The organism is Amycolatopsis sp. WAC 01376, from assembly GCF_003947415.1.
Taxonomy (GTDB): Bacteria; Actinomycetota; Actinomycetes; order Mycobacteriales; family Pseudonocardiaceae; genus Amycolatopsis.
Genome location: NZ_QHKL01000003.1, coordinates 758470 through 778822 on the forward strand (window position 1 = coordinate 758470; position 20353 = coordinate 778822).

At 69.2% G+C, this 20353-nt stretch carries 21 protein-coding genes; 12 read left to right on the plus strand and 9 right to left on the minus strand.

Features of this window, described 5'->3' with window-relative positions; all coding sequences use genetic code 11:
* Positions 1-71 precede the first annotated feature (71 nt).
* The 5 genes from DMH03_RS20355 to hsaB are packed head-to-tail and all read left to right on the plus strand — an operon-like array spanning position 72 to position 5202.
* Entirely contained in the window at positions 72-1670 is a 1599-nt protein-coding gene (locus DMH03_RS20355) for an FAD-binding protein (protein WP_125793565.1), read from the plus strand.
* Between the two features lie 43 nt (positions 1671-1713).
* Complete coding sequence (gene hsaA / locus DMH03_RS20360; protein WP_125793566.1) at positions 1714-2889, plus strand: 3-hydroxy-9,10-secoandrosta-1,3,5(10)-triene-9,17-dione monooxygenase oxygenase subunit; 1176 nt, start codon at positions 1714-1716, stop codon at positions 2887-2889.
* Complete coding sequence (gene hsaD, locus DMH03_RS20365) at positions 2889-3737, plus strand: 4,5:9,10-diseco-3-hydroxy-5,9,17-trioxoandrosta-1(10),2-diene-4-oate hydrolase (RefSeq protein ID WP_125793567.1); 849 nt, start codon at positions 2889-2891, stop codon at positions 3735-3737. The genes hsaA and hsaD overlap by 1 nt, the downstream gene beginning before the upstream one ends.
* A complete protein-coding gene (gene hsaC, locus DMH03_RS20370) occupies positions 3737-4651 on the plus strand; it encodes an iron-dependent extradiol dioxygenase HsaC (RefSeq protein WP_125785496.1) in 915 nt (304 codons plus the stop codon). The genes hsaD and hsaC overlap by 1 nt, the downstream gene beginning before the upstream one ends.
* Positions 4648-5202 (plus strand): 3-hydroxy-9,10-secoandrosta-1,3,5(10)-triene-9,17-dione monooxygenase reductase subunit, encoded by a 555-nt coding sequence (hsaB, locus tag DMH03_RS20375; RefSeq protein ID WP_125793568.1) that lies wholly within the window; start codon positions 4648-4650, stop codon positions 5200-5202. The genes hsaC and hsaB overlap by 4 nt, the downstream gene beginning before the upstream one ends.
* On the opposite strand, the gene DMH03_RS20380 is transcribed toward hsaB, so the two are convergent.
* The gene (locus DMH03_RS20380; RefSeq protein ID WP_125793569.1) at positions 5168-6205 is read right to left on the minus strand and encodes an acyl-CoA desaturase; all 1038 of its coding nucleotides are present in this window, start codon (positions 6203-6205) and stop codon (positions 5168-5170) included. The two genes, hsaB and DMH03_RS20380, sit on opposite strands and share 35 nt — an antisense overlap.
* Before the next feature lie 134 nt (positions 6206-6339).
* Between DMH03_RS20380 and DMH03_RS20385 the strand changes: the two genes are divergently transcribed.
* Both DMH03_RS20385 and DMH03_RS20390 read left to right on the plus strand, forming a co-directional pair.
* The gene (locus DMH03_RS20385; RefSeq protein ID WP_125793570.1) at positions 6340-7020 is read left to right on the plus strand and encodes a HEAT repeat domain-containing protein; all 681 of its coding nucleotides are present in this window, start codon (positions 6340-6342) and stop codon (positions 7018-7020) included.
* On the plus strand, positions 7021-8028 hold the full coding sequence (locus tag DMH03_RS20390) for a MerR family transcriptional regulator (protein ID WP_125793571.1): 1008 nt from the start codon (positions 7021-7023) through the stop codon (positions 8026-8028).
* Between the two features lie 344 nt (positions 8029-8372).
* Here DMH03_RS20390 and DMH03_RS20395 read toward each other — a convergent pair whose 3' ends face one another.
* Positions 8373-8741 (minus strand): nuclear transport factor 2 family protein, encoded by a 369-nt coding sequence (locus DMH03_RS20395; protein ID WP_125793572.1) that lies wholly within the window; start codon positions 8739-8741, stop codon positions 8373-8375.
* 88 nt (positions 8742-8829) lie between these two features.
* Between DMH03_RS20395 and DMH03_RS20400 the strand changes: the two genes are divergently transcribed.
* Positions 8830-9726: an RNA polymerase subunit sigma-70 gene (locus DMH03_RS20400; RefSeq protein WP_125793573.1), complete on the plus strand. Its 897-nt coding sequence runs from the start codon at positions 8830-8832 to the stop codon at positions 9724-9726.
* Here the strand turns inward: DMH03_RS20400 and DMH03_RS20405 are convergent.
* From DMH03_RS20405 to DMH03_RS20430, 6 genes are read right to left on the minus strand one after another with little or no spacing between them, the layout of a single operon-like run.
* Entirely contained in the window at positions 9717-10124 is a 408-nt protein-coding gene (locus tag DMH03_RS20405; protein WP_125793574.1) for an HIT family protein, read from the minus strand. The genes DMH03_RS20400 and DMH03_RS20405 overlap by 10 nt on opposite strands.
* A gap of 4 nt (positions 10125-10128) precedes the next feature.
* Positions 10129-11100: an acyl-CoA dehydrogenase family protein gene (locus DMH03_RS20410; protein ID WP_125793575.1), complete on the minus strand. Its 972-nt coding sequence runs from the start codon at positions 11098-11100 to the stop codon at positions 10129-10131.
* Positions 11097-12026, minus strand: a complete 930-nt coding sequence (locus DMH03_RS20415; protein WP_125793576.1) for an acyl-CoA dehydrogenase family protein — start codon at positions 12024-12026, stop codon at positions 11097-11099. Before DMH03_RS20415 ends, DMH03_RS20410 begins: the two co-directional genes overlap by 4 nt.
* Positions 12023-13156, minus strand: a complete 1134-nt coding sequence (locus DMH03_RS20420; RefSeq protein WP_125793577.1) for an acyl-CoA dehydrogenase family protein — start codon at positions 13154-13156, stop codon at positions 12023-12025. Before DMH03_RS20420 ends, DMH03_RS20415 begins: the two co-directional genes overlap by 4 nt.
* A complete protein-coding gene (locus DMH03_RS20425) occupies positions 13156-13989 on the minus strand; it encodes an enoyl-CoA hydratase (protein ID WP_101606529.1) in 834 nt (277 codons plus the stop codon). The genes DMH03_RS20420 and DMH03_RS20425 overlap by 1 nt, the downstream gene beginning before the upstream one ends.
* Entirely contained in the window at positions 13986-15476 is a 1491-nt protein-coding gene (locus DMH03_RS20430) for a FadD3 family acyl-CoA ligase (protein WP_125793578.1), read from the minus strand. Before DMH03_RS20430 ends, DMH03_RS20425 begins: the two co-directional genes overlap by 4 nt.
* 71 nt (positions 15477-15547) lie before the next feature.
* Between DMH03_RS20430 and DMH03_RS20435 the strand changes: the two genes are divergently transcribed.
* Genes DMH03_RS20435 through DMH03_RS20450 form a run of 4 tightly spaced genes read left to right on the plus strand, consistent with a single transcriptional unit; the run spans position 15548 to position 19187 of the window.
* Positions 15548-16666, plus strand: a complete 1119-nt coding sequence (locus DMH03_RS20435; protein WP_125793579.1) for an acyl-CoA dehydrogenase family protein — start codon at positions 15548-15550, stop codon at positions 16664-16666.
* The gene (locus DMH03_RS20440) at positions 16663-17430 is read left to right on the plus strand and encodes an SDR family oxidoreductase (protein ID WP_125793580.1); all 768 of its coding nucleotides are present in this window, start codon (positions 16663-16665) and stop codon (positions 17428-17430) included. The genes DMH03_RS20435 and DMH03_RS20440 overlap by 4 nt, the downstream gene beginning before the upstream one ends.
* 7 nt (positions 17431-17437) lie before the next feature.
* Entirely contained in the window at positions 17438-18043 is a 606-nt protein-coding gene (locus DMH03_RS20445; RefSeq protein ID WP_125793581.1) for a TetR/AcrR family transcriptional regulator, read from the plus strand.
* Complete coding sequence (locus DMH03_RS20450; protein ID WP_125793582.1) at positions 18036-19187, plus strand: acetyl-CoA C-acetyltransferase; 1152 nt, start codon at positions 18036-18038, stop codon at positions 19185-19187. Before DMH03_RS20445 ends, DMH03_RS20450 begins: the two co-directional genes overlap by 8 nt.
* Here the strand turns inward: DMH03_RS20450 and DMH03_RS20455 are convergent.
* A complete protein-coding gene (locus DMH03_RS20455) occupies positions 19171-20313 on the minus strand; it encodes an MFS transporter (protein WP_199748948.1) in 1143 nt (380 codons plus the stop codon). The two genes, DMH03_RS20450 and DMH03_RS20455, sit on opposite strands and share 17 nt — an antisense overlap.
* Positions 20314-20353: the final 40 nt, after the last annotated feature.

The window sequence follows — 20353 nt, forward strand, 5'->3', positions numbered from 1 at the left end:
AAGCATGTAGCAGCATCCGCGCTGCTCCAGTCACCATAGACGAGAACGTGTTCTAGTTCTAGGGTGGGGTCATGGACTCCCTCGTCGCGGATGTGGTGATCGTGGGCTTCGGAGCGGCAGGCGCCTGTGCGGCGATCGAGGCCGCCGACGCCGGTGCCCGGGTGCTGGTGCTGGACCGGTTTTCCGGTGGTGGCGCGAGCGCGGTCAGCGGTGGTGTCGTCTACGCCGGTGGCGGGACGGCGCAGCAGCGGGACGCGGGCGTCGACGACAGTGTCGACGCGATGTACGACTACCTGCGGCTCGAGGTCGGCGACGTCGTCTCCGAAGAAACCCTGCGGCGGTTTTGCGCGGGCAGTACGGAGATGGTGACCTGGCTGGAGGGCAATGGTGTCCCGTTCGAGGGGAGCCTGTGCCCGTACAAGACGTCTTACCCGAGCGACAAGCACTATCTGTACTACTCGGGCAGCGAGGCTGCGGGCGGTTTCCGCGATGCCGCCAAGCCCGCGCCGCGCGGACATCGCGTCAAAGGGCCGGGTACGTCGGGAAAGCTGCTGATGAAACGGCTCATGGAGGCCGTCCGGAGCCGTGGGATCCAGGTGCTGCCGCAGACCGCCGCGCGGAACCTGATCGTGGACGCCGACGGTGCCGTGACCGGCGTCGTCGTGTCCACCCTGCGAGACGCGCCCGCTCGCGTGCGGGCCGCGCACCGGAGGCTGTCGGCGTATGCCGCGAAACCGGGGATCTACGTGCCGTCAATGCGGAAATCGCTGCACCGGCGGGCGGAGCGGATCGAGCGTCGCTACGGCCGTGAGCTGCGGATTTCGGCCTCGCGCGGGGTCGTCCTCGCGGCGGGCGGGTTCATCGCGAACCGCGAGATGGTGCGTGAGCACGCGCCCGCGTATCGCGGCGGATTGGCGCTCGGGACGTCGGCCGACGACGGATCCGGCATCCGGATGGGGGTCGAGGCCGGCGGGGCGACCGCCGAACTCGGGCGGATCTCCGCCTGGCGGTTCATCACGCCGCCGTCGGCGTTCCTGGGCGGCCTGCTCGTGGACAAGACGGGCGGCCGGATCATCGACGAATCCCGGTACGGCGCGGCCGTCGGCGAACGCATGATCACCGGACACGAAGGGCGTGGCTGGCTGCTGGTCGACGACGCCATCGTCCGGGAGGTCCAGCGGGACGCGCGCGGGCAAAGTCAATGGTTCCAAGGACTTCAGGTGCGATATCTGCTGCGGCAACGCGTCGTCGCCGGTTCGCTCGACGAGGTCGCGCGCAAGGCGGGCGTCGACCCCGGCGGGCTGGCCGCCAGTGTCGAGGCCGCACGGTCCGGCGCGGATCCGACGGGCAAACCGGCGGAGTTCGCGCGGCCGCTGGATCAGGCGCCGTACTCGCTGATCGACGTCTCGATCAAGCCGAACCTCGGTTATCCGTGCCCGATGCTGACGCTGGGCGGCCTGGTCGTGGACGAGGAGACCGGGGTGGTGCGTTCCGCCGGCGGCACTCCGATCCGCGGGCTGTACGCGGCAGGACGGACCGCGGTGGGAATCTGTTCTAGGTCTTACGTGAGCGGCCTGTCGCTGGCCGACTGCGTGTTTTCCGGTCGGCGTGCCGGACTGCACAGTGCGCTCGACCGGGGATCGGTCGACAAAAACGAGAACGTGTTCTAGTCTTGGACTCGGTTCACCGAGTACGGCGAGAGAGGGAACGCATATGAGCGAGCACGCCGCGCAGGACGTGATCGCGGGGATCCGGGAGCTGCTGCCGGTCCTGCGGGAGCGGGCGCAGGAGGCGGAGGACGCCAGGCGCGTTCCCGAAGAGTCCGTCAAATCCTTGCAGGAGACCGGGTTCTTCAAACTCCTGCAACCGAAGACGTTCGGTGGCCTCGAAGCCGACCCGGTGAGCTTCTACACCGCGGTCAAACTCGTCGCGAGCGCGTGCGGGTCCACGGGCTGGGTCGCCTCCATCCTCGGCGTCCACCCCTGGCACCTCGGCCTGTTCGAGGCGCAGGCGCAGCAGGACGTCTGGGGCGACGACACCGACGTCCGGATCTCCTCGTCGTACGCGCCGATGGGCAAGGCGGACGTCGTCGACGGCGGCTACCGGCTCAGCGGGCGCTGGAGTTTCTCCTCCGGCTGCGACCACGCGACCTGGGTGCTGCTGGGCGGTCCGGTGTTCAAGGACGGCAAACCGGTCGACTTCTGCACCTACCTGGTGCCGATCGCCGACTACACGATCGAGGACGTCTGGGACACCGTGGGCCTGCGCGGCACCGGGTCCAACGACATCATCGTGAACGACGTCTTCGTGCCGAAGCACCGCGCGCTCAGTTTCATCGCGACGTCGAAGTGCAAAACGCCCGGACAGGAGATCAACCCCGGGCCGCTGTACAAACTGCCCTACGGTTCGGTGCATCCGAGCACGATCACCGCGCCGATCATCGGGATGGCGCAAGGCGCCTACGACGCGCACGTCGAGTATCAGGGCAAGCGCGTCCGCGCGGCGTACGCGGGTGAACAGTCCAAAGAGGACCCGTTCGCCAAGGTGCGGATCGCCGAGGCGGCGAGCGAGATCGACGCGGCCTGGCTCCAGCTGACGCACAACATCGACGAGCTGTACCAGTTGGCGTGCAAGGGGGAGAAGCTGCCGTTCCCCACGCGGCTGCGGGTGCGCCGTGACCAGGTCCGAGGCACGGAACGTGCGATCTTCGCGATCGACCGGCTTTTCGAGAACTCCGGCGGCCGGGCCTTGCAAGCCGGAACCCCGATCCAACGGTTCTGGCGTGACGCCCACGCCGGCCGGGTGCACGCGGCGAACGACGCCGAACGCGCCTACGTCATGTTCGGAACCGGCGCCTTCGGGCTGCCCGTCGAGAATGCGATGGTCTGATGGCCGAAGGCAAGTACGTCACCATCCGAGATGGACTCAAGCTGCACTACCACGAGGCGGGCGCGGAACATCCGGAGACGGTGATCCTGCTGCACGGCGGCGGGCCCGGCGCGTCGGCGTGGAGCAACTTCGGCCGCAACCTGCCGGTCTTCGGCAAGAATTACCGGACGCTGGCGATCGACCAGCCCGGGTTCGGCCGGTCGGACAAGCCGACCGAGCATCCGCAGTACTTCCGCCACAGCGCGGACGCCGTGGTCGGCCTGATGGACGAACTCGGCATCGAACGCGCCCATTTCGTCGGGAACTCGCTCGGCGGTGGCGCCTCCGTGCGGCTCGCGCTCAACCATCCGAAGCGCGCCGGACGCCTTGTCCTGATGGGGCCGGGCGGCTTGAGCTTGAACCTGTTCGCGCCCGATCCCACCGAGGGCATCAAGAACCTCGGCCGGTTCAGCGCGCCGCCGGGGCCGACCCGCGAGAAGCTCGAAGCCTTCCTGCGGATCATGGTGCACGACCAGTCCCTGATCACCGACGAGCTGATCGACGAGCGGTTCGCCGCCGCGAGCGCGCCGGAGTCCCTGGCGGCGATGAAGGCGATGGGCAAGTCGTTCGCCCAGCCCGACACTTATGAGGAGGGCATGCTGTGGCGTGAGGCGCATCGCCTGCGCCAGCGGGTGCTGCTCATCTGGGGCAGGGAAGACCGGGTCAACCCGCTCGACGGTGCCCTGCTCGCGCTCAAGACGATCCCGCGTGCCCAGCTGCACGTGTTCGGCGGCTGCGGCCATTGGGCGCAGCTGGAGAAGTTCGACGAGTTCAACCGGCTGGCACTCGACTTCCTGGGAGCCTCCTGATGGGTATCCGTTCGCTCGCCTACCTCCGCATCGAAGCCACCGACATGGCCGCGTGGCGCGAATACGGACTGAAGGTCCTCGGCATGGTCGAGGGCTCCGGCACGAATCCGGAAGCGCTCTACCTGCGCATGGACGACTTCCCGGCGCGGCTCGTGATCTTCCCCGGCGAGCACGACCGGCTCGCCGTCGCGGGCTGGGAGGTCGCCAACGCCGGCGAACTCGACGAGATCCGGGCATCGCTCGACGCACATTCGGTGCCGTACAAGGAAGGCACCCCGGATCAGCTGGCCGATCGCCGGGTCGACGGTCTGGTGTCCTTTGAGGACCCTTCCGGTAACACGCTCGAAGTGTTCCACGGCGTCGCGTTGCAGCATCGGCGCGTGGTGAGCCCGTACGGGCACAAGTTCGTCACCGGCGAGCAAGGTCTCGGACACGTCGTACTGTCCACACACGACGATGACGCTTCTCTGCGGTTCTACCGTGACGTGCTCGGATTCCGGTTGCGGGACTCGATGAAACTGCCGCCGCAGATGGTCGGCAGGCCCGCCGACGGCGCTCCGGCGTGGCTGCGGTTCTTCGGCTGCAATCCGCGTCACCACAGCCTCGCGTTCCTCCCGATGCCGACTCCCAGCGGCATCGTGCACCTCATGGTGGAAGTGGAGAACACCGACGACGTCGGCCTCTGCCTCGACCGGGCCATCCGCCGGAAGGTGCCGATGTCGGCCACCCTCGGGCGGCACGTCAACGATCTGATGCTCTCGTTCTACATGAAGACCCCCGGCGGATTCGACGTCGAATACGGCTGCGAGGGGCGTCAAGTGGACGACGAGAGCTGGATCGCCCGAGAGAGTACGGCGGTTTCCTTGTGGGGACACGACTTTTCAGTCGGCGCCCGCCCACCGGGGCAGTCGTGACCCCGGTGACGGACCTCGGCGCGGAGATCGAACCGGCGCGGTTCCGGACGGTGCTCGGGCATTTCTGCACCGGTGTCGCGGTGGTGACCGGGCACGACGGCCGGGCGCCGGTGGGGTTCGCGTGCCAGTCGTTCGCGGCGCTTTCCCTCGATCCGCCGCTGGTGCTCTTCTGCCCAGCCAAGACTTCCCGGACCTGGGCGGTCCTCGCCGAGTCCGGCCGGTTCGCCGTGAACGTGCTCGCCGAGGACCAGCAGGACGTCAGCGCCGTGTTCGGCGCGCGGGGGGCGGACAAGTTCGCGTCGATCGACTGGACCCCCGCCCCGTCCGGATCCCCTTTGCTGACCGGGGCGTTGACGTGGATCGACTGCACGCTCGAAACCGTGCACGAGGCGGGTGACCACTATGTCGTCGTCGGCAGGGTCACCGCGCTCGGGGAACCTTCGGACGATCGTCCGCTGCTGTTCCATCGTGGCCGGTACACGGTGACCGAGCCGGTGGCCGACGAACTCGCGGCGCTCATGCCCTGGCCGCGTCCTGACGATTGGCTCTGATCGGCTCGCCGGCCTCGTGCAGGCTGCGCAACGCGAGCTTGTAGGACTCGGCGAGCCCCGTCTCGTGGTACGGAACACCGAGCTCGGCGCAGTACTCCTGGACGATGGGCCGGGCGCGGCGCAGGTGCGGCGACGGCATACTCGGGAAGAGATGGTGCTCGATCTGGTAGTTGAGCCCGCCGAGCGCGACGTCGACGACCTGGCCGCCGCGGACGTTGCGTGACGTGAGCACCTGCTTGCGGAGGAAGTCGAGTTCGGTGTCCCCGGACAGGATCGGCATCCCCTTGTGGTTGGGCGCGAAGATCGATCCCATGTAGACGCCCCACAGTGCTTTGTGGACGATGAAGAAGACGAGCGCCTTGGCGGGGGAGAGGACCAGGAGCAGCGCGCTGAAGTAGAGCGCGAAATGCGTCAGCAGCAAGGCCGCTTCGAGCCAGCGGGCCCGGATGCCCGGCTTCGAAACCGCGCGGATACCGGAGACGTGCAGGTTCAGGCCTTCGAGGGTGAGCATCGGGAAGAACAGGAACGCCTGGTAGCGGCCGATGAACCGGGGGATGCCCTTGCTGGCCCGCGCCTGGTCCTTCGACCACACGAGGATGTCCGGATCGACGTCGGGGTCGAGGCCCTCGTGGTTCGGGTTCGCGTGGTGGCGGGTGTGCTTGTCCATCCACCAGCCGTAGCTCATGCCGACGCCGAGGTTCCCCGCGATGCGGCCGGCGATCTCGGCCGGGCGGCGGGTCCGGAACACCTGACGGTGTGCCAGGTCATGCGACAACAGGGCGATCTGGCCGAACATCACCGCCTGGAAGACGGCGATCCCGACCTGCCACCAGGAATCCCCGATCGCGAAGAAGGCGATCCAGCCGGCGACGAAGAGGGTGGCCACCAGCCCGATGCGGAAGACGTAATAGCCGGGACGGCGGTCGAGAAGGCCCGCTTCGCTGACGCGGCGGGACAGGCGGGCGAAATCGCTGCCTGTGCGGAGGTTTGCGGTCACCGTCATGAGTCTGGTCCATGGGGCACGCCAGGGTGAATGCGGTGCGCCGGTGGGTCCCTGCTGGGGCTGGCCCTACCCCGCGCCGCCGGGTTCGCGCTTGACCTTGACATCGTGACAAGGTCTTCACTGGTGGGCAGGAGGTGATCGTCATCGACACGACACAACGGGCTACCCCGGACACGCGGCTGCTCGACGCCTTGAGCTCCGAAAGCTCGTCGACGCGGCTCCAGGCGGCCCTGGCGGCCGGGACGCACCCGGACGCCCGGTTCGTCGACGCGCTCATGGCACGGTGCGCGGTCGAGCCGGACTTCTTCGTGCGGGACATGCTGACCTGGGCATTGACCCGGCTCCCGGCGGAGAACACGGTGCCTGCGCTGCTGGAGGAGCTCGGTTCCGACGTCCCGCAGGCGCGGAGCCAGGCGTTGCACACATTGTCCAAGATCGGGGACGTCACCGCGTGGCCCGCGATCACCCGGTCGCTGTTGCACGACGCCGACGACGAGGTCGCGCGGAGCGCATGGCGTGCCGCCGTCGTCCTCGTCCCCGACGGGGAGCGGAAACGGCTGGCCGTGGACCTGGCCGCGCAGTTCGGCCGCGGCGACCGGAAGGTGCGGCTGAGTCTCAGCAGGGCGCTCGTCGCGCTCGGTGACGAGATCGAGCCCGCCCTGCGGACGGGCCTGGCGAGCGCCGATCCGGAGGTGCGCGCGCACGCCCGCGCCACGGAACGGCTCCTGCGCGACCCGGACGCCGACTTCGATCCGGCCGTCGACGAGGCGAAACGGATCGTCGCGCTCGGCCCGGAACGAGCGGAGGGAGCGTGAATGCTGATCGGTGAGGTGGCGCGCCGCTCGGGGGTGAGCAGCCGGATGCTCCGGCATTACGACTCGCTCGGGCTGGTGCGGCCGACCGGCCGCACCGTCGGTGGCTACCGTGAGTATTCCGACGAGGACATCCGCCGGATCTTCCATGTGGAAGCCCTGCGGTCCCTCGGCCTGTCGCTGCGCCAGATCGGCCGTGCCCTGGAGGACCCCGCCTTCGAGCCGTCCGATCTGGTCGGCGACCTCATCCGGCGGACCGAGGAGCGACTGAAGCGGGAGCAGGAGCTGCTTGAACGGCTCCGCGCGGTCGACGCCTCGGCGCCGTTGGGCTGGGAGGGTGTCCTCCGCATCGTCGACCTGCTGCACGGGCTCAATTCGCCCCATGCCGCGCGACGGCAGCAGACCGTCCTGGTGCCGGCTGAGGACCTGCCGGTGCCCACCGAGCTGCTGGCGGAGGCTGTCCTCAGCGAAGCCGATCTGAACGTCGCCGGTGCCCTGCGGTGGGCCCTGGCGAGGGCGGGCGGTGACGGCGTGGCGAGCCTGGCGGCCGGCGCGCGTTCGGAGAACGTCGACGTCCGGCGGCGCGCGATCCTGGCGCTCGCCGGGATGTCCGGCGACGAGGCGACCGCGGTGCTGGCGGAGGCGCTCGGCGACTCGGACGAGACGGTCCGCGGCCGTGCCGCGCTGGCCGTCGGTTCGCGCGGTGAGACCGCGGCCGTGCCGGCCCTCGTCCGCATGGTGGTCGAGGGCACTCTCGACGTCGAGGCGGCCGAAGTCCTCGGAACCCTGGCGCGCGACGCGGGCCGCGCGGACCGGATCATGAGCGCGCTGGCCGACGAGCTCGCCGCCCCCACCGCCGACTCCGCGACGCGGATGCGCCTGACCCAGGCCCTCGCCGAGATGCCGCCCGCCCTCGCGCGGGACGTCCTGCGGAACCTGGCCGAAGACGAGGACCGCGCCGTCGCCCTTCTCGCCTCGGCACTCAGGGGGCTGCTCGAGGCTGGTGAGTGAGGTGGGCGGTTATTGACCCGTAAGGCGAACGTGTCGCGTTCCCGGGCGAGGTCAGTGGTGGGGCGAAGGCTCCCTTCGCTGCGTCTGATGCGGTGATGGACGCCTTCGGGCCTGGTTGGACGGCGGCAGTGACTCGTGATTCGAGAAGGGGTCGTGAGTGGTAATGAGCGTTAGAACGCTCATTACCACTCACGACCCCGGTCAAGAAACGCCCATATAGGCGCCAATCGGGCATTTGGCTCCGAGGAGGCGTCCTTTGTGGATAGTCAAGGACTGGCTGACCTCGCGACAGAGACCCGGTAACGCCACTTTGACTTACCCCTCGATAGAACCGTCTTTGTCACTCACGATCCCGGGGCAGCCTCCCGTGCCGCATCGAAGGGAGCCCGGTCGAAGATGATCCGCAGCTCCACGATCTTCCCCTCCCGCACGGTCAGCAATTCGGCTCCGGGCGCGCTCGCCACCGGAAGGGTCGCCGTGTCGTACATCAGCAACGCGGTCGTTTCGTCCCCGAACGCCGAAAGCAGGGTCGAGCCGGTCAGGATCTCGGTGAACGGGCCCATGAACCCGCGGAACGCCTCCGCGCCGGAAAGCCGCCCGGCGGGTGTGTGGCAGACGATGTCGTCGGCGACGTGCGTCATCGCCTTCTCGAAGTCCTTACCCGTCCACGCGCGGTGGTAGGAGAGCGCGACATCCAAGGCGGGACTGGTCATGATGGTTCCTTTCGTCGATCTTCACTCCGTCAGACACCAACCCCGCCCCGAACGGAACGGTGCGCCGCGAAAGTGACACGATCGGCTCATGGGCACGGACGAGCAGGCGTTTCGCGAGCTCACGGACACCTATCGGCATGAGCTGCACCTGCACTGTTACCGGATCCTCGGCTCCCTCACCGACGCCGAGGACGCCGTCCAGGAGACGCTCCTTGCCGCTTGGAAGGGCCTCGACGGCTTCGAGGGCCGCTCGTCGCTTCGCACCTGGCTGTACCGCATCGCCACCAACCGCTGCCTCAACCTCCTGCGGACCGCGGGCCGCCGTCGGCCACCCGAACCGGTGCCGCCGTTCGACCCGCCGGAGCCGAGCCGCCGCGGTGAGGTGACCTGGTTGCAGCCGTATCCGGACGAACTCGCCGCCGGCGAGCCCGGCCCCGAAGCGCGCTACAGCACCAGGGAGGCGGTCGAACTCGCCTTCATCACGGGACTCCAGCTCCTCCCGCCGCGCCAGGCCGCCGCACTCGTCCTGCGGGACGTGCTGTGCTTTTCCGCCGCTGAGGTCGCGAGCATGCTCGGCACCACCGAGACGGCGGTCAAGGGCATCCTCCAGCGCGCCCGCGCCTCGCTCGACAAGCATCGCGACGGCGCGGGCCACCGCCCTTCACCTCAGGAACGCGAGCTGACCAAGCGGTTCGCCGACGCCTTCACCGCGAGCGACCTCGACGGCGTCCTCAGCCTGCTCACCGATGACGCCTGGCTCGCCATGCCGCCGGCGCCGCACGAGTACCACGGTCTCGAAGCGATCGCCGGTTTCCTTCGCGTCACCATGGCCATTCCGGTGCAGGGGTTCACCATGACGCCGACGCGGGCGAACAACCAGCCCGCCTTCCTCTGCCGCCACGGCGAGACACCGGCAGGGCTGATGGTCCTCACCCTCGACGGTGACCGTATCCGTGCCATCACCCGGTTCCTGGATCAGAAATAGCCCGCCAACCGGCCGCAGAGCGCGTCGACGTCCACCACCGGCGCACCGGTCCACAAAGGACCATCCAGCCAGCCGACCTCCGCGGGCGTTCCCTGATGCCGCGCGAAAACGTGCTGATGGAAATGCGCGACACTCCGTCCGGCGATGGCGGAGAACACGTGTTCCGGAGCCAGCTCCGCCCGCAGGCCGCGAGCCGCGCACCAGGCCGCCCGCGACACCGCCGAGACCTCGTCCGCGGTCAGCTCGTCCAGCGCCGCCACATGCCGCCGGGTCTCGACGAACAGGTACCCGGGGAAGTCGCCGGGCCGGTGTGACACGACGACCAGGTCTTCCGTCGAGACGACCGGTCCCACCAGCGGGCCCTCACCGCGGTGCTTGGCACAGATCGCGCAGTCCACCGGCTCACGATAACGGCGGCCGCACCCGTCCGAGGTGGTCGCCGGGCGAACCGAAAAAGTGCGCCGCGCCGTGTGCCCGCTTGAAATAACGGTGCGCCGGATGCTCCCAGGTGATCGCGATCCCGCCGTGCAGCTGGATCATCTCACCCGCCACGGTCGCCAGCGCTTCCGAGCAGTGCACCTTCGCCACCGCGGCCAGCCTGCTCGACTCCGGGGCCGCGTAGGCCGCCGAACGCGCTGTCTCGACCAGGACGTGGAGATCGGCCATCCGATGCTTCAGCGCCTGGAAGCCGCCGATCGGCCTGCCGAACTGGTGCCGCTGCTTGCTGTACTCCACCGTCAGCTCGAACGCGCGTGCCGCGGCTCCGGCCTGTTCGGCGGCCAGGACGGCGCACGCGACGTCGCGGAGGGCGCGGAGGTCGACCGGGCCGATCAGCCGGGCAGGAGTGCGGTCGAAGGTCACGCGGGCCAGTCGCCGGGTTTCGTCCATCGCGGGCGTCCGGACACGACGGGCATCGGAGACCTCGTACAGCGAGCCGCCGGCCACCACCAGGAGGATCTCGGCCTCGTCACCGTGGAGGACGTAGTGCGCTTCACCCTCCACCGCGGAGTCGACGACGCGGCAGGCCGGCTCGCTCCATGAGCCTTCGGCGTCGGTCCAGGCCACCGCGCCGACGACACCTTCGGCGAGGCGGGGGAGCAGCCGCTCGCAAGCCTCGTCGTTGCCGGTGGCCAGGACGGCGTGCACGGCGAGGACGGCCGAACCGAGGAACGGGACGTCGGCGAGGACCCTGCCCAGTTCTTCGGCGACCACCTGCAGTTCCACTGTCCCGGCGCCGAGCCCGCCGAACCGTTCGGGGACGGCCAGCGCCGCCACGCCGATCTGTTCGCACAGTTCCGGCCAGGGATCCGCTTCCCGGTCCAGCAGTTTCCGCACGCTGTCCCGCAACGCGTGCTGCTCGGCGGTGAAGGTCATGACAGCACCCGCTCCCGGTGGAACCGCGGCGTGCCCCAAGCGCCGACCAGCGCGCGGACCCTGGTCAATCGGAGGCCGAGCGCGTGTTCCGCGGTGTAGCCGATCGCGCCGTGCACCTGCAGCCCGGTCCGGGCGGCGAGATGCGCGGCGTCGCCGCACGCCACCTTGGCCGCGGAGACGTCGCGCCGGTCCAGGGTGACGGCCGCGCCGAACAGCAGTGGTTCGGCCAGCGCGAGCCCGGTCGCGACGTCGGCGAGCAGATGTTTGACCGCCTGGTAGCCGCCGATCTCCCGGCCGTACTGCTTGCGTTGCGCGGCGTACGCGACGGACGTGTCGAGCAGCCACCGTCCCGCGCCGAGCAGCTGCGCGGCGGTGGCGAGGACGCCCAGTTCGAACGCGCGATCCGCGTCGAGCGCCGTGCCGAGATCGTCGCCCGTCACCGGCGGGAACAGCCGTCGTGAACCGTCCACAGAGGACAAGAGCGCGCCAGGGGTGAACGCGCGCAGCCTGCCGTTCTCGACGGCGAGACGCGCGTCCGCGACGTCGGAGTCCAAGGCATACGGCACATGTGGCGCGTAGGCCACCGACGCCAGCGTCTCACCGGACGCGACGGAGGTCAGCAGTTCGTCGTCCAGCAAGGACGGCAGGACGGCCACGGTGTCGGTCCACGGCCCGGGAACGCAGTGGTAGCCGAGCCGTTCGAAGCCGACGGCCAGATCCACCGGGGTGGCGCCGAGCCCGTCGTACTTCTCGGGGACGGCCAGCGCGGTCACGCCGAGTTCCGCCAGGCGTCGCCAGATCTTGAGACCGGGGCCGTGATCGCCCGCCGCCCAGGACCGGTTTGCCGAGTCGCTGTCCACACCGGACAGAAGATCGTGCAGGCTGCGGGAGAACTGCTCCTGCTCATCGGCGAGCGTGAACCTCATCGAGCCCCCTTCGGCAGGCCGAGCAGCCGTTCGGCGACGATGGACCGCTGGATCTGGTCGGTCCCGCCGTAGATCGGGCCCGCCAGGGAGAACAGCCAGCCGTCACTCCACGGGCCCCGCAGTTCGGCGTCCGGGCCGAGGACGTCGAGCGCGGTTTCGTGCAGGGCGACGTCGAGATGCGACCAGAACAGCTTGTTGACACTCGACTCCGGGCCGAGTTCGGCACCGTCGGAAAGGCGGGTGACCGTGCCGAGGGTGTACAGCTGGTAGGCCCGCGCGCCGATCCAGGCGTCGGCGACCCGGTCCGCGGTGTGCGCGGGACGTCCGGCGTCCTGCCAGAGCGAGACCAGCCTGTCGGCCGCGGCGAGGAACCGGCCGGGACTGCGCAAGGACAGGCCGCGTTCGTTGTTCGCCGTCGTCATCGCGACCCGCCAGCCCTCGCCCGGCGTGCCGATCACGTCCTCGTCGGGGACGAAGACGTCGTCGAAGAAGATCTCGGCGAACCCTGGTTCACCGTCCAGCTGGGGGATCGGCCGGACGGTGACGCCCTCGGCCCGCAGATCCACCATGAGATAGGTGAGACCCTTGTGCCGCACCGAATCCGGATCGCTGCGGAAGAGCCCGAACGCCCGATCGGCGAACGTGGCCCGCGAGCTCCACGTCTTCTGCCCGCTGACCCGCCAGCCGCCGTCGCAGCGTGTGGCGGTGCTCCGGAGAGCGGCGATGTCGCTGCCCGCCTCGGGTTCCGACCAGGCCTGCGCCCAGACCTCCTCCGAGCACGCCATCTTCGGCAGGACGCGGCGTTGCTGTTCTTCCGTGCCATGGGAGAACAGTGTGGGCGCGAGCATGAAGATGCCGTTCTGGTTGACCCGCAGCGGTGCGCCTGCCGCGTAGTACTCCTCTTCGAACAGTACCCATTCCAGGAGGCTCGCGTCTCGCCCGCCGAATTCGCGCGGCCACGAGACGACCGACCACCGGGCGTCGGTCAGCTTGGCCTCCCACTCGCGGTGTTGCGCGAATCCCTCGGCGGTGTCGAACGATTTCAGTGGCTCCGCGGGAACGTTCGCGGCGAGCCAGGCGCGGGCCTCGTCACGGAAGGCGAGTGTCCGCTCGTCCAGGTCGAGGTTCATCACGAACTCGCGTCTCGCATCGAGCGCGCGTCCTGCCCGCCCAAGGAATCGCCGCCGGACATCTCGGCGTTGTGCGCGTGCGCGAAGTGGTGCAGCCCGAACACGGAGTCCATTCCGGACCGGAGCCCCATCAGGTCCTCGGCCTGGTTCACGGCCTTCTTGGCGAGCGCGAGCCCCATCCTCGGCATCACCGCGATCTTCTCCGCCAACGCCATCGTCTCCGTTTCGAGGTCGGCGCGCGGGACGACGCGGTTCAGCATCCCCCATTCCTTGGCCTGCTGCGCCGTGAAGCGCTCGCCGGTGAACAGCACCTCCTTGGCCGCGCGCGGACCGAGGACCCACGGGTGCGCGAAGTACTCGACACCGGGAATCCCCATGCGCACCACGGGATCGGCGAAGAACGCGTCGTCGGAGGCGACGATCATGTCGCATACCCAAGCCAGCATGAGCGCGCCCGCGATGCACGCGCCCTGCACACTCGCGATGGTCGGCTTCGGGATCTCGCGCCACCGGCGGCACATGCCGAGGTAGACCTCGGATTCGCGGGCGAACCGCTGGTCGCCGCCTTCCGCGCCGACGTGGTCCCACCACAGGACCGCCTTGCGCTCGAAGGAGACGTCCACGTCGCGTTCCGGCGTCCCGATGTCGTGCCCGGCGGAGAAATGCTTGCCCGCCCCGGCCAGCACGATCACCTTGACCTCGGGATCGTCGACGGCGCGGGTGAACGCGGCGTCGAGCGCGTAGGTCATCGCCGAGTTCTGCGCGTTCCGGTACTCCGGCCGGTTCATCGTGACGACGGCCACCGGCCCGCGTCGCTCGTACTCGACGGTCATCCGTTCTCCTCCCGCAACACGCGTTTCAGCACCTTCCCCGACAGGTTTCGCGGAAGTTCCGCCACGAAGTCGACAAATCGAGGGATCTTGTAGTTGGCCAATTCGCCCTCGCAATGACTCAAGACTTCCTCTGTGGACAGTTCGGCTCCCGGGCTGAGCCGGACGAAAGCCTTGCCGACCTCGCCGAGCCGTTCGTCCGGCACACCGACGACGGCGGCTTCCGCGACGCCGTCCAGGCGGCTCAGCACCTGCTCGATCTCGGCCGGGTAGACGTTGAACCCGCCGCAGACGTACATGTCCTTGATCCGGTCGACGATCCGCAGGTAACCACGCTCGTCGAGCACGCCGACATCGCCGGTGTGCAACCAGCCGTCGGCGTCGACGGCCTTCGCGGTGGCGTCCGGATCGTCGAGATACCCGAGCATCACGTTCGGCCCGCGCAGCAGGACTTCGTCGTGCTCACCGAGTTTCACCTCGAAGCCCGCTGTCGCGCGGCCCGAGAAGTTCGCCACGAGATCGGCGGCGTCCTCGGGGCGGGACATCGTGGCCACCACGGCTTCCGTCAGGCCGTACGCCGTGAGCACGGTGTCGAAGTTCAGGTCCTTCCGCATCCGCTCGACGAGTGTGACCGGCACGGTGGCGGCGCCGGTGACGGCGAGCCGGAGGCTGGACAGATCGTGGTTCGCGCGTTCGGGCGCGTCCAGCAGGACCTGGTAGATCGTCGGCGCCCCGGGCAGCACGGTGATCCGCTCGGATTCGACGAGTCGCAGGGTTTCCCGGACGTCGAAGGTGCGCTGCGGCAGGATCGTCGCGCCACGCAGCACCGCGGCGAGAATCCCGGCCTTGTAACCGAAGCTGTGGAAGAACGGGTTGATCACGAGGTAGCGGTCTTCCTCGGTCAGGCCACCGCAATCGCCCCAGGCTTCGGCGACGCTCAGCGCCTGCCGGTGGCTGCTCATCGCGCCCTTGCTGCGGCCGGTGGTCCCGGAGGTGAACAGGATGTCGCTGACGTCGTCCGGTTTCGCGGGACTGACGAGATCGCTGTCGAGACCGGCGAGGGTGTCCCATTCCGTGACGCCGTCGACGGGTTCTTCGACGCCCTCGACTGGGATGCGCAAGACAGTGCCGGGGCGGGAGGAGCCGAGATCCGCCAGCCGATCCGTGCCGAGGAATGTGCCGGTGATCGCCAGCGCGGACACCTTCGCGCGATCGAGGACGTCGATGGTCTCGCGGGCGGTGAAGCGGGTGTTGACCGGAATGAGCGTCGCCCCGGCGTACAGCGCGCCGAGCCCGGCGACGACCCAGTGCCACGTGTTGGGGGAGCAGATCGCGACCCGTTCGTGGCCTTCGAAGAATCGCGCCGCCTGACGCACCCGGCGGGCGAGTTCGGCATAGGTGAGCCGGACTTCGCCGTCGACCAGCGCTTCCCGCCCGGCGAAGCGCTCCGTGGCCCTGTCGAGTGCCGCCGGGATGGTCCCCTCGGACATCGAGCCTCCCTAGCAAGTGCTTGGTAGGGTAGCCTACGCAGCAGGCTCTGGTTTGGCTAGAGGAGGCAGGCGTGGCTCAGGACGGTTTCCGTGACCGTGTGCGCACCTGGCTGGCGGACAACCTGCCGCCGGAACTACGCGGTTTGGGCGGTCCGGGGCGGGAGCACGAGGCCTTCGACGCACGCGTGGAATGGGAACGGCGGCTCGCGGCGGCGGGCTGGACCTGCGTCGGCTGGCCGGTCGAGCACGGCGGCCAGGGTGCGACGCTGGAACAGCAGGTCGTCTTCCACGAGGAGTACGCGCGAGCGGGCGCGCCGGCCAGAGTGAGCCACCTGGCCCAGGAACTCCTCGGTCCCACCTTGATCGCGTTCGGCACGCCGGAGCAGCAGAAGCGGTTTCTGCCGCCGATCGTGGCCGTCGAGGAACTGTGGTGCCAGGGCTATTCCGAACCCGGCGCCGGTTCCGATCTCGCGGCCGTGTCGACCACCGCGACCCTGGAAGGCGACGAGTGGGTGCTGAACGGCCAGAAGGTGTGGACGTCGCTCGCGCACGTGGCCGACTGGTGTTTTGTGCTCGCCCGCACCGAACCCGGTTCGAAACGCCACAAAGGACTGTCCTATTTGCTCGTTCCGATGCGGCAGCCAGGGGTCGAGGTCCGCCCGATCCAGCAGCTCACCGGGACCTCCGAGTTCAACGAAGTCTTCTTCGACGGTGCCCGCACGGCGAAAGACCTCGTCGTCGGCGAGCCCGGCGACGGCTGGCGGGTGGCCATGGGCACACTCGCGTTCGAGCGCGGTGTCGCGACGCTCGGGCAGCAGGTCGGCTTCCGCCGGGAACTCGAAGAACTCACCAGGATCGCCCCGGGCGACCCGGTGATCGCCGAGCGGATCGACCGCGCCTGGGTCGGCCTGGAGGTCATGAGGGCGCAGGCGATCCGCACCCTCGGTGACTCGTCACCGGGGGTGGCCGAAGTGTCCAAACTGATCTGGGCGAACTGGCACCGCGACCTCGGGGAGCTGGCGATGCTCGTCCGCGGCGCGCGGGGCATGCTCGCGGAAGACGGGCTCGACGCCTGGCAGCGGCTCTTCCTCTTCACCCGCGCCGACACGATCTACGGCGGCTCCAACGAAATCCAGCGCAACGTCATCGCCGAGCGCGTGCTCGGCCTGCCACGGGAGGTGCGACCGTGATTCCGGTACCCAAGTACCCCGAGGGGGCGAACCTCCTGCGGGACAAGGTGGTCGTGGTGACGGCGGCGGCCGGCACCGGGATCGGTTCCGCGGTGGCGAAACGCGCGCTGGAGGAAGGTGCCCGCGTCGTGATCAGCGACTGGCACGAGCGGCGCCTCGGCGAGAAGGCGGCCGAACTCGGCGACGTCCACGCGATCCCGTGTGACGTCACGCGAGAAGAGCAGGTGCAGGCGCTCATCGATGGAGCCGCCGCGCATTACGGCCGGGTCGACGTGCTCGTCAACAACGCCGGGCTCGGCGGTACGAAGTCCATTGTGGACATGACGGACGAGGAATGGGCCCGGGTCATCGATGTGACCCTCAACGGCACCTTCCGCGCGACGAGGGCCGCGGTGAACCGGTTCATCGCGCAGGGCGACGGCGGCGTGATCGTCAACAACGCGTCCGTGATCGGGTGGCGGGCGCAGGCCGGGCAGGCCCACTACGCCGCCGCGAAGGCGGGCGTCATGGCGCTCACCCGATGTGCGGCCGTCGACGTCGCCGAACACGGCATCCGGGTCAACGCCGTCGCGCCGAGCCTGGCCATGCATCCGTTCCTGGCCAAGGTGACCAGCGAGGAACTGCTCACCGAGCTCACCGCGCGCGAGGTCTCGGGGAGGGCGGCGGAACCGTGGGAGGTGGCGAATGTGATGGTGTTCCTCGCCAGTGAGTACTCGTCGTACCTCACCGGCGAGGTCGTCTCTGTCAGCTCCCAGCACGCGTGAGGTATCGATGAAAGCCAGCCCCGGGTCCCGCCGCGCCGAACTGCTCGCACTGGCGGCGAAGCTGTTCGCCGAGCGCGGCTACGTCTCCACCACCGTGCGGGACATCGCGGACGCGGCCGGGATCCTGTCGGGCAGCCTCTACCACCATTTCGACTCGAAGGAGTCGATGGCCGACGAGATCCTGACCGGATTCCTCGACGAACTCTTCGGTGCCTACGCCGAGATCGTGGCGGAAGGGAAAGGGCCGCGGGAAACACTCGAAGCCGTCGTCGTGGCGTCGTTCGAATCCATTCACCGGCGGCCCGCCGAGGTGGCGATCTACCAGTCCGAGGCGAAGCATCTGATGCAGTTGTCTCGTTTCGACTACCTCACCGACCGCAACACCGAATTCCGCAAGCTGTGGAACGGGATCCTCACCGACGGCATCGCGGCAGGCGTGTTCCGCGAGGACCTCGACGTCGAACTCACCTACCGGTTCATCCGCGACACCGTCTGGGTGGCGGTGCGCTGGTACAACCCCGGCGGCACGCTGAGCGCGGACGACGTCGCGCAGCAGTACCTCGGGATCCTTCTGGACGGCATCGCGACGAAGACAAGGAGACGCCGTGGCTGAGGCATATGTGCTGGACGCCGTCCGGACACCGGTCGGCAAACGCGGGGGAGCCCTCAGCGGTGTCCATTCCGCCGACCTCGGCGCCCACGTCATCCAGGCCGTCGTCGAACGAGCGGGTGTCGAGGCCGATCTGGTCGACGACGTCATCCTCGGCTGTTGCGACACGCTCGGGCCGCAGTCCGGGAACATCGCGCGGACGGCGTGGCTCGCGGCGGGCTTCGGGCACCACGTGCCGGGCGTGACGATCGACCGGCAGTGCGGTTCGAGCCAGCAGGCCGTGCACTTCGCCGCGCAGGCGGTGCTGTCCGGGACGATGGATCTCGTGCTCGCCGGCGGCGTGCAGAACATGAGCGCCATCCCGATCAGCGCGGCGATGCTGGCGGGGCGCGAGTACGGCTTCGAAGACCCGTTCTCCGGCTCGAAGGGCTGGCAGGAGCGCTACGGCAGCGTCGAGGTTTCGCAGTTCCGCAGCGCCGACATGATCGCCGAACACTGGGATCTGACCCGCGAAACGATGGAGGAGTACGCCTTCCGCAGTCATCAGCGGGCGATCGCGGCCATCGACGAAGGCCGGTTCGCCGCCGAGATCACGCCGTTCGCCGGTGCCGCCCTGGACGAGGGGCCCAGGCGCGACACCAGTGTGGAACGGATGGCCGGGCTGAAACCGCTGAGCGAGGGCTCCCGTATCACCGCGGCCGTGGCCAGCCAGATCTCGGACGGTGCCAGCGCGACGCTCATCGCGTCGGAGAAGTTCGTCGAGGAACACGGTCTCACCCCGCGCGCCAGGATCCACCATCTGTCCGTGCGGGCGGCCGATCCGGTGTGGATGCTGACCGGGCCCATCCCGGCGACCGCGCACGCGCTGCGGAAAACCGGACTGGGCATCGACGACATCGACCTGTTCGAGGTCAACGAGGCGTTCGCGAGTGTCGTCCTGGCGTGGATCGAGGAGACGGGCGCCGATCCTGACCGCGTCAACGTCAACGGCGGCGGCATCGCGCTCGGTCATCCCATCGGGGCGACCGGCACGAAACTGTTCGCGACCCTGCTGCACGAACTCGAACGGCGAGGCGGGCGCTATGGGCTACAGACGATGTGTGAGGGCGGCGGGACGGCGAACGTGACGATCATCGAGCGCCTTTGACGCTCCACACGCCGAGTGCCAATGCGCTGAAACCCGCGCCCAGCAGGCAAACGCCGGTCCAGCCCGCGACGGCGTAGACGGCCGTCGAACTGATGGCCCCGACGCCGCTGCCGACCGAGTAGAAGATCATGTACCCGCCGATCAGCCTGCTCCCGGCGTCCGGGCGCAATGGGTAGATCAGGGTCTGACTCGAGACGTGCACGGCCTGGACGGCGAGGTCGAGCAGGATCGCGCCCGCCACCAAGGCCCACAGTGACGCGCGGGTGAAACCCAGCGGCACCCACGACAGCAGGAGCAGCCCGAGCGCGAACCCGGTCGTCCACTGCGCCCGGCCGCGGTCCGCGAGCCGACCCGCGGGTGCCGCCGCCAGCGCGCCCGCCGCCCCGGCGAGCCCGAAAGCGCCGATGGCGGTGTGCGACAGGCCGTCCTCGCTGAGCGGCAAGGCGACCGAACTCCACAAGGTGCCGAACGCGGCGAAGATCAGCAGCGCGAGCGTGCCGCGTGTCCGGAAGACGGGTTCTTCGGCGAAAAGCGACAACGTGGAACGCAGCAGCCGCCCGTAGTTCATGGCGTTTCCCGGAGCTGTGGCGGGAAGTATCCGGTACAGAACGATCGCGATCAGCACGGTCACGCCCGCGGACACGACGTACACCGCGCGCCAGCCGGCGAGGTCCGCCAGCGTGCCGGACACCGTGCGCGCGAGCAGGATCCCGAGGACGACGCCGGTCGTCACGAGACCGACCACGCGCCCGCGTTCGGCGGGCTCGGCCAGCGACGCCGCGAACGCGACCAGGAGCTGCGTGACCACCGCGAGCACACCGATCGCCGCCATGCCGGCGAGCAGCACCACGCCGTTCGCGGCGGTCGCGGCGACCAGTTCGGCGATCGCCAGCAACGTCAGCAGCCCGACGACGAGCCGCCGCCGGTCGAGCAGGTCGCCGAGCGGGACAAGCAGGAACAGACCCAGCCCGTAGCCGAGCTGGGTGAGCGTGACGATGCCGCCCACGGTCGACGCGGCGATACCGAGATCCGCGCCCATGGTGACGAGCAACGGCTGGGCGAAGTAGATCGTGGCGACGGCCGTCCCGGCGGCCACGGCGAACAACAGGACGACCCCGCGGTGCACGAATCCTCCAAGTGGTTTCAAGTTGCTACCACTCGGACGG

Coding starts and splice junctions, on each gene's coding strand:
- DMH03_RS20355 (WP_125793565.1), top strand. CDS start 72: ATGGACTCCCTCGTCGCGGATGTGGTGATCGTGGGCTTCGGAGCGGCA.
- hsaA (WP_125793566.1), top strand. CDS start 1,714: ATGAGCGAGCACGCCGCGCAGGACGTGATCGCGGGGATCCGGGAGCTG.
- hsaD (WP_125793567.1), top strand. CDS start 2,889: ATGGCCGAAGGCAAGTACGTCACCATCCGAGATGGACTCAAGCTGCAC.
- hsaC (WP_125785496.1), top strand. CDS start 3,737: ATGGGTATCCGTTCGCTCGCCTACCTCCGCATCGAAGCCACCGACATG.
- DMH03_RS20380 (WP_125793569.1), bottom strand. CDS start 6,205: ATGACGGTGACCGCAAACCTCCGCACAGGCAGCGATTTCGCCCGCCTG.
- DMH03_RS20390 (WP_125793571.1), top strand. CDS start 7,021: ATGCTGATCGGTGAGGTGGCGCGCCGCTCGGGGGTGAGCAGCCGGATG.
- DMH03_RS20395 (WP_125793572.1), bottom strand. CDS start 8,741: ATGACCAGTCCCGCCTTGGATGTCGCGCTCTCCTACCACCGCGCGTGG.
- DMH03_RS20400 (WP_125793573.1), top strand. CDS start 8,830: ATGGGCACGGACGAGCAGGCGTTTCGCGAGCTCACGGACACCTATCGG.
- DMH03_RS20410 (WP_125793575.1), bottom strand. CDS start 11,100: ATGACCTTCACCGCCGAGCAGCACGCGTTGCGGGACAGCGTGCGGAAA.
- DMH03_RS20415 (WP_125793576.1), bottom strand. CDS start 12,026: ATGAGGTTCACGCTCGCCGATGAGCAGGAGCAGTTCTCCCGCAGCCTG.
- DMH03_RS20420 (WP_125793577.1), bottom strand. CDS start 13,156: ATGAACCTCGACCTGGACGAGCGGACACTCGCCTTCCGTGACGAGGCC.
- DMH03_RS20425 (WP_101606529.1), bottom strand. CDS start 13,989: ATGACCGTCGAGTACGAGCGACGCGGGCCGGTGGCCGTCGTCACGATG.
- DMH03_RS20430 (WP_125793578.1), bottom strand. CDS start 15,476: ATGTCCGAGGGGACCATCCCGGCGGCACTCGACAGGGCCACGGAGCGC.
- DMH03_RS20445 (WP_125793581.1), top strand. CDS start 17,438: ATGAAAGCCAGCCCCGGGTCCCGCCGCGCCGAACTGCTCGCACTGGCG.